The sequence below is a fragment of the Streptomyces yongxingensis genome, assembly GCF_055597465.1.
On record NZ_CM145717.1, the window covers coordinates 501,301 to 514,682 of the forward strand.

A 13,382-nucleotide genomic window follows, 5' to 3' on the forward strand; every position below is an offset into this window, starting at 1 on the left:
AGCCTAACCTAAATTAGGTTTACCTAACCAGGGTTACCGACTGCCCTCTCGCCAAGCCCGCCACAGTCGCGCGTACCGGCCGCCCAGAGCCACCAACTCCTCGTGTGCTCCTTGCTCCACCACGCGTCCCGCGTCCAGCACGGCGATCCGATCCGCCGCCATCGCCTGGGTCAGCCGGTGCGCCACGAACAACGTGGTCCGGCCGGAGCACGCAGCCAGCACGGCCCGCTCCAGCTCGGCGGCGCCCTCGCTGCCCGCCTCCGCGGTCGACTCGTCGAGCACCACCACCGGCGACCGGCCCAGCACCAGCCGGGCCAGGGCGATCTGGGCGACCTTGGTGACGTCCAGGCGCTCGCCGCCCTCGCCGACCATGGTGTTCAGCCCATCGGGCAGCGCGTCGACCCATCCATCGGCGCCGACCGTGGCCAACGCGTCCATCAGCTCGGCGTCGGTCGCCTCCGGCGCGGCCAACCGCAGGTCGTCGGCGAGCGGACCGGAGAACACATGCGTCTCCTGCGTCAGGATGCTCACCAAGGCCCGCGCCCCGGCCTCGTCCAGACCGGCGAGGTCGGTCGACCCGATGCGCACCGACCCGGCCTGCGGGGTTCCGATGCCCGCGATCAGCGCGGCCAGGGTCGTCTTGCCCGCGCCCGTCGCCCCCACCAGCGCGAGCGAACCGCCCGCCGGAATCGTCAGGTTGACATCCCTCAGGACCGGTTCGTCGGTGCCGGGATAGCGATATGTCAGCCCCTCCACCGTCACCGGGTACGGCCCGGCGTCCGCCGGCGCGATGGCCGCGTCGCCCACCAGACGGCCCTCCGCGGCCTCCTCCACCACGCCGGCCAGCCGGGTCAGGCTCGCGCCCGACTTCTGCGCCTCGTCGAAGGTGAACATGATGGAACCCAGCGGGGTGAACAACCGGTGGAACATCAGCGGGGCCGCCGACACCTCGCCCAGGCTGGCGGCATCGGCCTCCAGCAAGGCGTACCCCACCACGATGATCAGGACCAGCCCGATGAACTCGGCGCGGTTCTCCCTGCCGACGAAACGGCCGAAGAACCGGAACACCTCGATACCGAGATCGCGCACCTGCCGCGACTCGCTGGTGACCTTCTCACGGAAGGCACCCTCAAGGCGGTACGCCCGGACCGTGTCGATTCCGTTCAGGCCACTGATCAACGCCTGCGCACGGTCGGCCTGGGCCGCCCGCTGCTTCTGGTAGAGCGGGGCGGACCGGGGGAGATACCAGCGCAGGGCCAGCGCGTAGGCGGGCAGCGCGCCGGCGCCCGCCAGGCCGAGCCGCCAGTCCAGTCCGAACATGCCGACCGTGGCGATGACGACCAGCACTCCCGCCGAGAACACCGTGGGGACGGCCCTCCGGATGCCCTTGGACAGCACGGCCACATCGTCACCGACCCTGGACAGCACGTCTCCGCGGCCGACCTGCTCGATCCGTGCGCTGGGCATCCCCAGCACCGCACGGACGGCGCCTTCCCGCAGCCGCGCGAGCAGATCCGCGCCCAGCCGCCCGATCAGATAGGTCGACAGCGCGGTGGCCGCCGCGCCGAGCAGTGCGGCGGCCCCCATCACCACCCCGACCCTGACCAGGATCGAGCGCGGTTCGCCCTCGACCACCCCGTCGACCACCTGGCCGAGCAGGAGCACCGGGAGCACCTGGAGGGCCGCCCCGGCCACCGTGCTGAGCACGGTGGCGGCCGTCAGCCACGGCACCTCACGGCAGTGCGCCGCGACCCATCGGGTGGCCTCGCGTCCGGTCGCCGTGCGCAGAGTCGCCGGGGCGACGTGCGTGTCGGTGGTGCTCACACCTGGCCGACCGACGTGACGAGCTCGTCGATCGCGTACGGCAGGGACAGCAAGGTGCTCTGGGACATGGCCGCGCCGATCGCCGGGCCCTCACTGTCCAGCAGGTACGACACCTTCCCCTGCTTGACCGCGGAGAGGTTGGCGAACAGCTTGAACCGCTTCAGCGCCTTCTGGTCCGCCTCGTCGTTGATGACGAAGACGCGGTCGACGTCGACCAAGTCGATGCGCTCGGGGGAAAGCACGGTGTAGAACTTGTCGCCCGCGATCTTGTCGATCTCCTCCACGCCCTTGAAGCCGATGCCCGTCACCAGCCGTCCGCGCACATCGGTGGTGGTGAACGGCGCGACCGAATCCTTGTACCAGGACAGTGCGACGGCGGTCTGGTCCGCGAACTTCGGGTGCGCCTTCCTGGCCGCGTCGAGCTTGTCCTGGATGCCCTGCACCAGCTCGGCGCCCTCGTCCTCCTTGCCGAGCGCCTTGGCGATGTGGACCGCGTTGTCCTGCCACGGCGCGCTGAACGGCTTCTTCTCCGCCTTGGTGCGGCCCACCGTGGGGGCGATCTTGGAGAGCTTGTCGTAAGCGGCCTGGTCGATCTCGGAGTAGACCGCGATGATCAGGTCCGGCCGCAGGGCGGCGATCTTCTCGTAGTTCGGGCCGGAGTCCCCGTTGGCCATGACGACCTCCGGGCGGCTGTCCCCCCACTTGTCCTTCACCCAGGGCCACTGGGTGTTGATGTCGGGGCTCTTGCCCGCCGGGTTCGGGTACTGGTCGACCATGCCGACCGGCTTGACGCCGAGCGCCAGAATGGCCTGGTCGTCCGTGTAGCCGACGGAGACGACCCGCTGGGGAGCCTTGGTGATCTTCGTGGATCCGAACGCATGCTCCACCGTGACCGGGAACGCACCGGCGGCAGCGGCCGGGGAGTTGTCACCCGCCTTGTCCGCCGAGTCGGAACCGCATCCCGTGAGGAGGCCGACACCGAGGGCCCCGGCGGATAACACCGCCGCCAATCGCCGCCAGGGCTTCATAAGCGTCACCCGCTGGAGGAACATCCGAAATCCCTTACTCCCGAGCCGTCCACTGCAAGTCCCATATAAGGGCAGGCAAACCTTACCTGGTTCGGGTTTGGTTAGCCTAGCCTAACTCCCCCGCGTTGAGGGGAACCTAGCCGATCCGGACGTGGGTACGGCCGATCGGCACGATGAGCGGCCGGTCGCCCACCGGGTCGTCGATCACCTCGGCCCGCAGCCCGAACGCCTCGTGCAGCAACTCGGCGGTGATCACGTCACGCGGGTGTCCCTGCGCCAGGATCGCCCCCTCCCGCATCACGATGAGGTTGTCGCTGTAGCGCGCGGCCAGGTTGAGGTCGTGCAGCACCATGACCACGGTGCGGCCCGACTCGTGCAGGTCGTCCACCAGGTCGAGCACGTCGATCGCATGGGCCAGGTCCAGGTAGGTGGTCGGCTCGTCCAGCAGCAGCAGGTCGGTGCCCTGGGCCAGGGCCATCGAGATCCAGACGCGCTGACGCTGTCCGCCGGACAGCGTGTCGACCGGACGGTCGGCGAGATCGGACACCCCGGTCATGGCCAGCGCGCGCTCCACGACGGCGGCGTCGTCGGATGACCACTGCCGCAGCCAGCTCTGGTGCGGATGGCGCCCCCTGGCGACCAGGTCGGAGACCGTCAGCCCGTCCGGCGCGACCGGCGCCTGCGGCAGCAGGCCGAGCTTCTTCGCCACCTCCTTGGTCTTGAGCTTGACGATGTCCTCGCCGTCCAGCACGACCGCCCCCTTGGCCGGCTTGAGCAGCCGCGACAGGGTCCGCAGCAGGGTCGACTTCCCGCACCCGTTGGGGCCGATGACCGTAGTGATCACCTCCGGCGGGATCCCCACGTCGAGATCGTCGATGACCGTCCGGCCGCCGTACCCGACCGTGACGCCCCTGGCTGCCAGCCGTGGGACGTCATCGACCCCGGGCTCCATCTCGGTGATGTACCGCGCGGCCACAAGGCCCCCTTCATTGAGGTTTCGCTGACTTCGTACCAGCTACCTGAGGTTCTCCCGCACCAGCAGATAGACGAGGAAGGGGCCGCCGATCGCGGCGGTGACCACGCCGACCGGGAGAGTGATCGGCAGTGCCGTGCGCGCGGCCAGGTCCGCGCCGTTCAGCAGCAGCGCTCCCACCATGCCGGAGGCCACCATCGGTGGCGTCGGGCACCTCGCGAGACGCATCGCCACCTGCGGCGCCACCAGCGCGACGAACGGGACCGGACCCGCCGCGCTCACCGCCACGGCGGCCAGCAGTACCGCGCACAGCAGCAGAACGGCCCGCACCATCGAGTACCGGACGCCCAGGCCCGCGGCGACCTCGTCGCCGAAGTGCATCGGTTTGAACTGGAACGCGACACATGACACGACGACCAGGAGGACGAGCGTGCACCACAGCGCCACCCGGACCTCGCCCCACGACCGGTTGTCCAGCGACCCGACCAACCACGCCTGGGCCCGGGCCACATCCCTGATGTCGGCCGTGACCAGCAGCCATGTCGTGATGGCCTCCATCACGGCGCTCACCGAGATGCCGATGAGGATGAGCCGGAAGCCGTCGATCCCGCGCCGCCAGGCCAGGAAGTACACCAACAGGCCCGTGCCGAGACCGCCCGCGAGCGCCGCCGCGGACAGCCCCACGGCGCTGACGATCGCCGCGGCGGTCCCGCCCGACACCGTCACCAGGAACACCGAGACCGCGCTGGCGCCCCCGGTGATTCCCAGAATGTCCGGGCTGGCCAACGGATTGCGCGCGATGGACTGCGTGATCGCCCCGGACACCCCCAGCGCGATCCCCACGATGAGCCCGGCCAGGGCACGCGGCATCCGCAGGTCCATGATCACGAACTGGTCGACCCGCTCACCCCCGCCGAGGACCGTGGCGATCACCTGGGGCAGGCCGATGGGGAAGTCCCCGACGCCGATGGACAGGCAGAACAGCAGGAAGGCCGCCGCCACCAGCAGCAGCGTGACGCCCAGGATCCAGGGCCGCCACACGAACGACACCTGGCCGAGCCGCACGCCCGGCGCCACCGATCGCTTCACGTCCGTTGCGTTCATGCGTTCTTGAACTTTCCGCGCCACACCAGCACCGCGAAGAACGGGGCGCCGAGGAGAGCCACGACGACACCCGCGTCCAACTCGCCCGGCCGGGCCACCAAGCGCCCCACGATGTCACAGACCAGGAGGACGACGGCTCCGAGCAGACCGGCGTACGGCACCAGCCAGCGATAGTCCGGCCCGGTCAGATACCGGGCCACATGGGCCACCATGAGCCCGAGGAACGCGATGGGGCCGCACGCCGCCGTCGCCGCGCCCGCGAGCAGGGTGATGGCGACGATGCCGACGGTCCGGCTCAGCGCGATGTTCACCCCCAGCCCCCGCGCCACGTCATCACCCAGGTTGAGCAGGTTGATGGCGGGCAGCGTGGTCAGTGCCAGCACCAGGCCGACGGCGATGAAGGCGGCCACCGGCCAGATGACGTCGAACCCGACACCGGCCACGGAGCCCGCGTTCCAGAACCGCAGCGCGTTCAGCGACGCCTGGTCCGACAGCGCGACCGCCGTGGTCATCGCCGCGAGGAAGACCGCGATCCCTTGCCCGGCCAGTGCGAGCGTCAACGGATTGCCGGCCCCCCGGCCGATGCTCGCCAGCCCGAAAACGACGACACCGGCGACCGCCGCCCCCAGGAAGGCGAACCACACATACTGGAATGGGCCGGCGAATCCGAACAGGGCGATCACCGACACCACGGCGAACGAGGCGCCGGCGTTCACCCCCAGCAAGCCCGTGTCGGCGATCGGGTTCCGTGTGTACCCCTGGATCAACGCCCCGCCGACCCCCAGGGCGATACCCGCCACGATCGCAAGCACCGTCCGGGGTACCCGCACGGTCCGCACGATGAGCCTGATCTCGGTGAGCCGCTGGTCGGAGTCGGGCGCCGCGAACAACCCGTGCCACACCTCGGCGGGGTTCAGCGCGCGCGCACCGACGCCCAACGACACCGCCGCCGCGGCCACGAGGACCACCACGAGCGTGCCCAACCCCACAACCCGCCGCCGACGGGCCTCCGTGCCCCTGGGTACGGGGCGCTCAACTACGACCGTGGGCATGTCCGAGTACGTCATCCCTTTGAACACGCCAACTAGCGGGCGGTGCTGCTGATTCCGTCGGCGACCGGCCGGCCCTCACCGGAAGCGGACATGACGCCCCGGTCGAGGAGCGAGTCCAGGATCTCGCCGACCCTGATCGCGGTGTTGGACAGCAGGGACGACGTGATGCCGTGCGTATGCTCCGTACCGCCCTGCAGGTAGATACCGCAGCGCAGGCCGGGGTCCGTCGCGACGCGGTAGTCACGCTCGACGCGGACACGGCCCTCGTCGTCGCGCAGGCAGCGGTCGGCGACTTCGCCGAGGATGCCGAGGGGGTCGGCGGGGCTGTAGCCGGTGGCGAACACCACGACGTCCGCGTCCAGGAGGGTCTCCTCGCCGGTGACGAGGGACTTCACGGTGGCACGGACCTTGGCCGGCGTCTCCTTGACGTCATCGAGCCGGGACACGTTGAGGAAGCGCAGCCGCTCGGTGCCGAGGACCTTCTCCTGGTACATCTGCCGGTACAGATCATCGATCAGGTCTATATCCACCACGGAGTAGTTGGTGTTGCCGTGGTAGTCCATCAGCTTGCGCTTGACGTCGCCGGGCGCGGCGAAGTACTCGTCGACCGCCGCGGGGTCGAAGATCCGGTTGGCGAAACCGCTGTCGTCGGCGGGGCTGTAGCCGTAGCGGGAGAAGACCGCGCAGACCTCTGCGCGGGGGAAGCGGCGGTGCAGATAGGCGACATTCTCGGCGGCGCTCTGCCCGGCGCCCACAACGATGAACCGAGAGGGCGAGGTGCCCTCTAATGCCTCCTCCAATGCGTCGACCTTCGCCAGCAGTTCGGAGTTGTGCCAGACGCGGTCACCGCGCTCCACGTCCGCCGGCATGAGGGGACGCAGACCGGTACCGATGACGAGGTTGCGGGCCCGGTGGACCTCGAGACCCTCCCCCGACCGGACCGTCACGTCCAGGTACTCCACGACTCCGTCACGGAGGACAGGCGCGACGCCGACGACCTCGTGGCCGTAGGAGACCATGTCCTCGACCTTGTCCGCGGCCCACTCGAAGTAGCGGTGGAACTCCACCCGCAGCGGGAAGAGGTTCTTGTGGTTGATGAAGTCGATCAGCCGCCCCTCGCTCTTCAGATAGCAGAGGAAGCTGAACTCACTGGCCGGGTTGCGCAGCGTCACCAGGTCCTTCAGGAAGGACACCTGCATGGTCGCGTCGTCGATCAGCATGCCCCGGTGCCACCCGAAGCTCGGCTGCTGTTCGAAGAAGCGAGCGGTGATCGCCTCCTGCTTGCCGACGCGTGCGTTGTGCTCGCTGAGTGCGATCGCCATCGCCACATTGGACGGTCCGAAGCCGATGCCAATGAGGTCGTGGACCGGTGGTGCGTCACCAGGAAGAACCTGTGACATGTCACTCCCATCGTGCGGCGCAATCGCCTGTCAGGCGTGGGGAAGGTGCGAAAGGTGGGCACGCCGACGAAGCGACACGCCAACAACTTAGGTGAGCCTAAGCTAAACCCGTCCGACTGTCGATAGGACGGAACAAGCCACAGGATGCCCACGCTCATCAACTGGACCACCAGTCAGGGCCGTTGCGCACTAAGGTAAGCCTTGCTTTACTTTGCTCCCGGCCATCCCCTGCCTTGAGGAGGAACCCCATGCGGGTCGTCATGTTCGGTTACCAGACCTGGGGGCACCGCACCCTGCAAGCCCTCCTGGACTCCGAACACGACGTGGTACTCGTCGTGACGCATCCCAAGAGCGACCAGGTGTACGAGAAGATCTGGAGCGACTCCGTCGCCGACCTCGCCGAAGAGCACGACGTCCCGGTGCTGATCCGCAACCGCCCGGACGACGACGAGTTGTTCGGGCGCCTCAAGGAGGCCGACCCGGACATCATCGTGGCGAACAACTGGCGGACATGGATCCCTCCGCGCATCTTCGACCTGCCGCGCCACGGCACGTTGAACGTCCACGACTCGCTGCTGCCGAAGTACGCCGGCTTCTCCCCGCTCATCTGGGCCCTGATCAACGGCGAGCCCGAAGTCGGCGTCACCGCGCACATGATGAACGACGAACTCGACGCCGGTGACATCGTCCGGCAGCAGTCGGTTCCGGTCGGACCGGCTGACACGGCCACCGACCTCTTCCACAAGACCGTCGACCTCATCGCCCCGGTCACGATCGGCGCACTCGAGCTCATCGCCTCCGGGCAGACGGAGTTCACCAAGCAGGACCGGTCCCAGGCGACCTTCTTCCACAAGAGGTCCATCGAAGACAGCCGCATCGACTGGGCCTGGCCGGCCGAGGACCTTCAGCGCCTGGTCCGCGCCCAGTCCGAGCCGTACCCCAGCACCTACACCTTCCACAAGGGCAAGCGCCTCGAAATCCTGGCGGCGGTCGTGTCCCAGGGCCGGTACGGCGGCACTCCCGGCCGCATCTTCTACCGCGAGGGCGACGGCGTGGTGATCGTCGCCGGAGCCGATGCCCGCACCGGCCGCAATCACGGCCTGACCATCACGCGCGTACGGACCGAGGACGGCCACGAGATGCCCGCCACGGAGTACTTCACCTCCATGGGCGGCTACCTCACCAGCCACCCCTGACGCACCAACCCCACCGCGGCCCCGGGGCCCCCCGTCGAGAAACTCATCGCCGAGGCCCAGATCGGTGCGCGGCGGGCGCAGCGCCGCGCCAAGCTGTGGCACGCGAACTATCTCAGCCTGGGTTTCCCTGCGGCGGTCCTCGCCGGCATCTCGGGCGCGGCGGGTCTGGCCTCCGCCGGAGCGCGGGTGCCTGCGGCGATCCTGGCCCTCCTGGCCGCCGGGTTCTCGGCCGGGTCGACCTTCCTGCGGGCGGACGCCCGCCACATGACGAACCTCCGCAGACGCTACGCCTGGCAGAATCTCTAGACGCGCGCCCGGCTCATCCTGGCCTACGACGCCTATGAGGGCGCCGAGCGTCTGCACACCGCCCTCCTGGGCCTGCATGAACTGCGCGTCGCCGTCCCATCCAGCGCCCTGGTCCTGGCCGAGCAGCAGACGCCGACGATCCCGGCGCCAGCGCTTCCGCTGTCCGTAGTCCAGCCGCCGGCGGTCACGGCACCGGCGGTTCAGCAGCAAGTCATCCCGGCCCCGACGGCGCAGCCGCCCGCGATCCCCCCGCCCTCGCCCGACCCGTCGCCGGAGCCGACCGATCCGGTCGGCTGATTGCGCACCCGCCCGGCCCCGAAACCCATGCCGATCCGGCCGGGCCCTCTCTCCCTCACCGCATCCGTGCCGCCCAAGCCCACAGGTTCGGCGAGGAATCCGCTGGCCCCGGGCCCCGGGCGGCGGGCCGGTAGGCTGGTGGTCTGCGGCAGCCTGTGTGGCTGCCGCGCGGCGGTGGGGCTCGCCGTACTCGAACCGCGGCATCGGTGCCGCCAACAGTCCCTACTTGTGGCCAGACGCGCCCGCGTGCCCGGGCGCCGCACGAGTAGGAGACGCAACCGGCGATGAGAACCCCACGCGACCAGGCCATCGAGCCCACGGATCCCGACATCCACCTGTCGCTGCCTGCCCAGCGCCGCGAGCTGACCCGAGGGCGGACACCCGTGGCTGACCCGAGGGCGGACACCCGTGATCGCGGCGGTAGCGATCGGCGGCGCGCTCGGGGCCGCTGCCCGCTACGGGGCATCCCTGCCGTGGTCTGCTCCAGCCGGTGCTTTCCCCCGGACCACGCTGCTGGTCAACGTGGTCGGGTACGCGGCGATCGGCGTGTTCATGGTGATCATCACCGACGTGTGGGCCGTGCACCGGCTGGTGCGGCCCTTCTTCGGCACCGGCGTGCTGGGCGGCTTCACCACCTTCTCCGCCTACACCGTCGACATCCAGCGCCTGGTGCAGGCCGGGCATGCCCGCACTGGCCTGGCTTGCCTGGCCGCCGCCCTGTTCGTCGCGCTCGCGGCCGTGTGGGTGGTGGCGGCGGCCACCCGCCGCCTGATCTCCTGGAGGACGACATGACACGGCTGCACCGCTCCGCGCTACGGATGACGATCTTCATCGGAGTGTCCGGTGCGGTCACCTACGGCGCCGCCTCCCATTCCCTGAAGCCGCTGCTCGGCACCGGCTCGTGCGGAGCGCTGACCACCCACTCGGCGTTCTCCTACGAGGCGCTGCGCCTGGCCGAGGACGGGGCGCGCCTCTTCGCCGCGGCCAACGTGATCGCCGTCGTGGGCGCCGGGCCCGGTGCCGCGTTCACCGGCGCGGCCTTCGCGCAGGCGGTGGGGGCATGAAGCCGGTCACCGGAGCCGGGGCAGAGGCGGAGAGACCGGTGGGGATGCGGCCGTGGCGGTTCGTGGTGTGGTTCGGCACGGTCAGCCTGCTGGCCGACTTCGTCTACGAAGGCGCCCGCTCCGTCACCGGCCCCCTGCTCGCCTCACTGGGGGCTTCCTCCCTGGTCGTCGGTGTGGTCACGGGTGCGGGTGAGGCGGCGGCGCTGGGGCTGCGGCTGGTCTCCGGGCCGCTCGCGGATCGCACCCGCCGCTTCTGGGGCCTGGCCATTGCCGGATATGCGCTGACGGTGGTCTCGGTGCCGCTTCTGGGTGTGGCCGGGGTTCTGTGGGCGGCCTGCGTACTGGTGATCGCCGAGCGGGTCGGCAAGGCGGTGCGCTCTCCGGCCAAGGACACCCTGCTCTCGCATGCCACCGCGGCCACCGGCCGTGGAAGGGGTTTCGCCGTCCACGAGGCCATGGACCAGATCGGCGCCCTGGTGGGCCCGCTGGTGGTGGCCGGGGTGCTCGCGCTCACCGGCGACGACTACGCCCCCGCTCTGGGCGTCCTGGCCGTGCCCGGTGTGGCGGCACTGGGGCTGCTGGTCTGGCTGCGGGTCCGCGTCCCCGACCCCGAGGCGTACGAGCGTGAGGCGGGTCCGAAGACGCCGCAGGCCGCACCGGGGGGCCGCCTTCCGGCGGCGTTTTGGACGTATGCGGCATTCACCGCGGCCACCACTGCTGGGTTCGCCACCTTCGGCGTGCTCTCCTACCACCTCGTCCAACGCCACCTGCTGACCACCGCCTGGGTGCCCGTGCTCTACGCCGGCGCCATGGCCGTGGATGCCGTCGCCGCGCTCGCGACCGGCTGGCTGTACGACCGGCACGGCCCCCGGGTCCTGGCCGTCCTGCCGATCCTGACCGCCACGGTCGCCGTCCTGGCTTTCACCAACACCGTCGCGCCGGCCGCGGCCGGTTCGCTGGTGTGGGGCGCGGCCATGGGCATCCAGGAATCCACCCTGCGCGCCATGGTGGCCGACCTGGTGCCCTCCGGGCGCCGGGCGACCGCGTACGGCATCTTCGCCGGCGCCGTCGGCGCCGCCAGCCTCGCGGGTGGTGCGCTGACCGGCGGCCTGTACGGCTACTCCATCCCCGTGCTGATCACCGTGGTCGTGGTCATTCAGGTCCTCGCCCTGGCTCTCCTGGCCGTCACCGCAGCCCACCGCGCCAGGGCCGGGACAGATCTGTAACGTTGGGCGGTTTATCAGCGGCTGGAAGTTGCGATGAGGCGTTGCGTGGGCGGGTGGGCCCCAGGTGGGCTTGCCGCCGGGGCGGCCCGCGAACGCCGGCGTCTCCGACGAGGATGCAGGCGAGGGCGCGCAGCGCCGACCAGCCGCGGGCGCGACGCAGGGTCGCGGCGTCCGGGGTCGGCTGGTGGGCCCCGTAGAAGCGGTCGGCGGCGCCGTCCGGCAGCAGTACCCAAGCGGCGGCGAGGTCGCAGGCTGCCCAGTCGGGCGCGGCGGCGGCGTCTTCCCAGGCCGCGCGGACGGGGTCCGGGGCGGAGATCAGCCCCAGCTCGGTGGCCGAGGCGAGCTGCTTGGCGAACCCCTCGGCATGGTCGGCCAGCGGTCCCGCGCGGTCACAACCGGCCGGCGCCCCGGTGGGAGCGGGACGATGCAGAGCCGTCAGGAAGGCGGCCAAGGTGTCGGCCGCCTCCGCGGCGCGCGTGGCGGGGGCACGATCGGCGGGCTCGCCCGCCACTCAGGTGGTGACGATCCAGGGCCGCGGAAACCGCTCGGAGGGCTCACCGAGGCGCTGCGGGTCAGGGACGGCGGCGTCGGTCCGCCTCACCTCTACACAACCACTTTCCCTGACGATCGAGGACGAGAAGGCCAACTCACGCGGCGCTGAGCTAGTGCCGCGTCAGGCAACGTCCGTCTCGTTGTTGGAGGCGCAGTCGGGTGTCCTCGGTTCGCCGGTGTCGGCCAGAATCGGCGCATGCTGAGAGTTGGTTCCGTTGTACTGGGTGTCTCGGATGTGCCGCGTGCGGCCGCGTTCTGGACGGAGGCCCTGGGATACGTCCCGCGCGAGGAGATGGAAAACGACTGGGTCGTGCTGGTGCCGGCGGAAGGGGGCGGGGTGCAGCTGGCGCTCGGTCTCAGCGAGACGCCGGTCCAGGAGCATCCGCGGATTCATCTGGATTTGTATGCCGGGGATGCGGCCGACCAGGCCGCCGAAGTCGAGCGGCTGGTGTCCCTGGGAGCCCAGCGCGTCGACTGGGACCTTTATCCGGACGACGCCGACTTCGTCGTGCTCGCCGATCCCGAGGGCAACCGCTTCTGTGTCATCGATACCGGTCACCACTGACGGAGATCGAAGGCAGCTTGCGTGGCGGAACGGGTGCGGGTGCGGGTGCGGGAGATCGACCGCGACGAGGGGCAGCGGCTGCCGCAGATCGTCCGTCGAGGACCCCGGCGGTGGCGGCCGTTCCGGGGGCTGCGGCGAGCGCCGCGTCGAAGGTGCGACCGACCTCGCGCGGCCAGGCGGGGCGGCGGTAGTCGATGACATCTGCCGCGCCCAGGCGGCGCAGCCGGTCAAAGGAACGGGGGGACGCCGTCGCCGTCACACGGACTCCGGCCGCGACCGCGAGTTGCAGGACGAGGGCTCCGGTCACTCCCGCTCCGTTCGTCACCAGCAGGCGCATGCCGCTGGACAGGTCCAGCCAGTCCAAGGGCCGCCTCGGATGACGACCCGCGCGAGAGCGAAGTCGAGATAGTCGACGAACGCGGCACGCTGCTGGACAGTCCGCGCCACTTCCGCCTCACCATCGAGATGAAGTGCGCGGGCCTGGACGCCGAACAGATGGCCCGACGCTCCGTACCCCCGTCCACGATGTCCCTGCTCGGGCTGGTGCGGCACATGGCTGAGGACGAACGGCACTTCCGCCGGATGGCCGGCGAGCACTTGCCCAGGATCTACCGCACCGCTGAAGACCGTGACGGCGACTGGAACGGCGCGATCGCCGCCCCGGCAGTCGAGTCCTGCCCACCCGCCCGGGCCCGACCGAAAACGAAACCGTGGAAAGGCTGGGCGGGTGCGGGATGCTGAGCCACGTGGCGGAGATGGAATCGCGCTGGCCTGCTGGCACGAGCAGCCACGAAC

At 70.3% G+C, this 13,382-nt stretch carries 11 protein-coding genes and 2 pseudogenes; 6 read left to right on the forward strand and 7 right to left on the reverse strand.

The window, feature by feature from the left end; all coding sequences use genetic code 11:
* Positions 1-33 precede the first annotated feature (33 nt).
* The 6 genes from ACZ6TD_RS02280 to ACZ6TD_RS02305 all read right to left on the reverse strand — a co-directional run bounded on the left by ACZ6TD_RS02280 (position 34) and on the right by ACZ6TD_RS02305 (position 7,381).
* Positions 34-1,824 (reverse strand): ABC transporter ATP-binding protein, encoded by a 1,791-nt coding sequence (locus ACZ6TD_RS02280; protein WP_471349631.1) that lies wholly within the window; start codon positions 1,822-1,824, stop codon positions 34-36.
* A complete protein-coding gene (locus ACZ6TD_RS02285) occupies positions 1,821-2,876 on the reverse strand; it encodes an iron-siderophore ABC transporter substrate-binding protein (protein WP_471349633.1) in 1,056 nt (351 codons plus the stop codon). The genes ACZ6TD_RS02280 and ACZ6TD_RS02285 overlap by 4 nt, the downstream gene beginning before the upstream one ends.
* Before the next feature lie 112 nt (positions 2,877-2,988).
* On the reverse strand, positions 2,989-3,804 hold the full coding sequence (locus ACZ6TD_RS02290) for an ABC transporter ATP-binding protein (RefSeq protein ID WP_471358761.1): 816 nt from the start codon (positions 3,802-3,804) through the stop codon (positions 2,989-2,991).
* Positions 3,805-3,867: 63 nt separating this feature from the next.
* Positions 3,868-4,929 carry a FecCD family ABC transporter permease gene (locus tag ACZ6TD_RS02295; RefSeq protein WP_471349636.1) on the reverse strand — a complete coding sequence of 354 codons (1,062 nt, stop codon included), beginning with the start codon at positions 4,927-4,929 and terminating at the stop codon, positions 3,868-3,870.
* Positions 4,926-5,981 carry a FecCD family ABC transporter permease gene (locus ACZ6TD_RS02300; RefSeq protein WP_471349638.1) on the reverse strand — a complete coding sequence of 352 codons (1,056 nt, stop codon included), beginning with the start codon at positions 5,979-5,981 and terminating at the stop codon, positions 4,926-4,928. The genes ACZ6TD_RS02295 and ACZ6TD_RS02300 overlap by 4 nt, the downstream gene beginning before the upstream one ends.
* Positions 5,982-6,013: 32 nt before the next feature.
* Positions 6,014-7,381: a lysine N(6)-hydroxylase/L-ornithine N(5)-oxygenase family protein gene (locus tag ACZ6TD_RS02305; RefSeq protein WP_471349641.1), complete on the reverse strand. Its 1,368-nt coding sequence runs from the start codon at positions 7,379-7,381 to the stop codon at positions 6,014-6,016.
* A gap of 248 nt (positions 7,382-7,629) precedes the next feature.
* Between ACZ6TD_RS02305 and ACZ6TD_RS02310 the strand changes: the two genes are divergently transcribed.
* The 4 genes from ACZ6TD_RS02310 (at position 7,630) to ACZ6TD_RS02325 (ending at position 11,470) form a co-directional block, all read left to right on the forward strand.
* On the forward strand, positions 7,630-8,577 hold the full coding sequence (locus ACZ6TD_RS02310) for a methionyl-tRNA formyltransferase (RefSeq protein WP_471349644.1): 948 nt from the start codon (positions 7,630-7,632) through the stop codon (positions 8,575-8,577).
* A gap of 1,011 nt (positions 8,578-9,588) precedes the next feature.
* Entirely contained in the window at positions 9,589-9,972 is a 384-nt protein-coding gene (locus ACZ6TD_RS02315; RefSeq protein WP_471349647.1) for a fluoride efflux transporter FluC, read from the forward strand.
* Complete coding sequence (locus ACZ6TD_RS02320) at positions 9,957-10,244, forward strand: fluoride efflux transporter FluC (protein WP_471358764.1); 288 nt, start codon at positions 9,957-9,959, stop codon at positions 10,242-10,244. The genes ACZ6TD_RS02315 and ACZ6TD_RS02320 overlap by 16 nt, the downstream gene beginning before the upstream one ends.
* Positions 10,245-10,288: 44 nt before the next feature.
* Positions 10,289-11,470: an MFS transporter gene (locus tag ACZ6TD_RS02325; protein ID WP_471358766.1), complete on the forward strand. Its 1,182-nt coding sequence runs from the start codon at positions 10,289-10,291 to the stop codon at positions 11,468-11,470.
* A gap of 30 nt (positions 11,471-11,500) precedes the next feature.
* On the opposite strand, the pseudogene ACZ6TD_RS02330 reads toward ACZ6TD_RS02325, so the two are convergent.
* Positions 11,501-12,050 (reverse strand): annotated as a pseudogene (locus ACZ6TD_RS02330) (protein kinase family protein); the annotation flags it as partial.
* 168 nt (positions 12,051-12,218) lie between these two features.
* On the opposite strand from ACZ6TD_RS02330, the gene ACZ6TD_RS02335 reads away from it, so the two are divergent.
* Together ACZ6TD_RS02335 and ACZ6TD_RS02340 are read left to right on the forward strand one after the other, a co-directional pair.
* Entirely contained in the window at positions 12,219-12,587 is a 369-nt protein-coding gene (locus ACZ6TD_RS02335) for a VOC family protein (RefSeq protein ID WP_471349649.1), read from the forward strand.
* 405 nt (positions 12,588-12,992) lie between these two features.
* Positions 12,993-13,256: pseudogene (locus tag ACZ6TD_RS02340) on the forward strand (mycothiol transferase); the annotation flags it as partial.
* Between the last annotated feature and the right edge of the window lie 126 nt (positions 13,257-13,382).

Bases quoted from the DNA above. Each gene is read 5' to 3' on its own strand.
- ACZ6TD_RS02285 (WP_471349633.1), bottom strand. From the start codon at position 2,876: ATGTTCCTCCAGCGGGTGACGCTTATGAAGCCCTGGCGGCGATTGGCG.
- ACZ6TD_RS02290 (WP_471358761.1), bottom strand. From the start codon at position 3,804: ATGGAGCCCGGGGTCGATGACGTCCCACGGCTGGCAGCCAGGGGCGTC.
- ACZ6TD_RS02295 (WP_471349636.1), bottom strand. From the start codon at position 4,929: ATGAACGCAACGGACGTGAAGCGATCGGTGGCGCCGGGCGTGCGGCTC.
- ACZ6TD_RS02300 (WP_471349638.1), bottom strand. From the start codon at position 5,981: ATGCCCACGGTCGTAGTTGAGCGCCCCGTACCCAGGGGCACGGAGGCC.
- ACZ6TD_RS02305 (WP_471349641.1), bottom strand. From the start codon at position 7,381: ATGTCACAGGTTCTTCCTGGTGACGCACCACCGGTCCACGACCTCATT.
- ACZ6TD_RS02310 (WP_471349644.1), top strand. From the start codon at position 7,630: ATGCGGGTCGTCATGTTCGGTTACCAGACCTGGGGGCACCGCACCCTG.
- ACZ6TD_RS02325 (WP_471358766.1), top strand. From the start codon at position 10,289: ATGCGGCCGTGGCGGTTCGTGGTGTGGTTCGGCACGGTCAGCCTGCTG.
- ACZ6TD_RS02335 (WP_471349649.1), top strand. From the start codon at position 12,219: ATGCTGAGAGTTGGTTCCGTTGTACTGGGTGTCTCGGATGTGCCGCGT.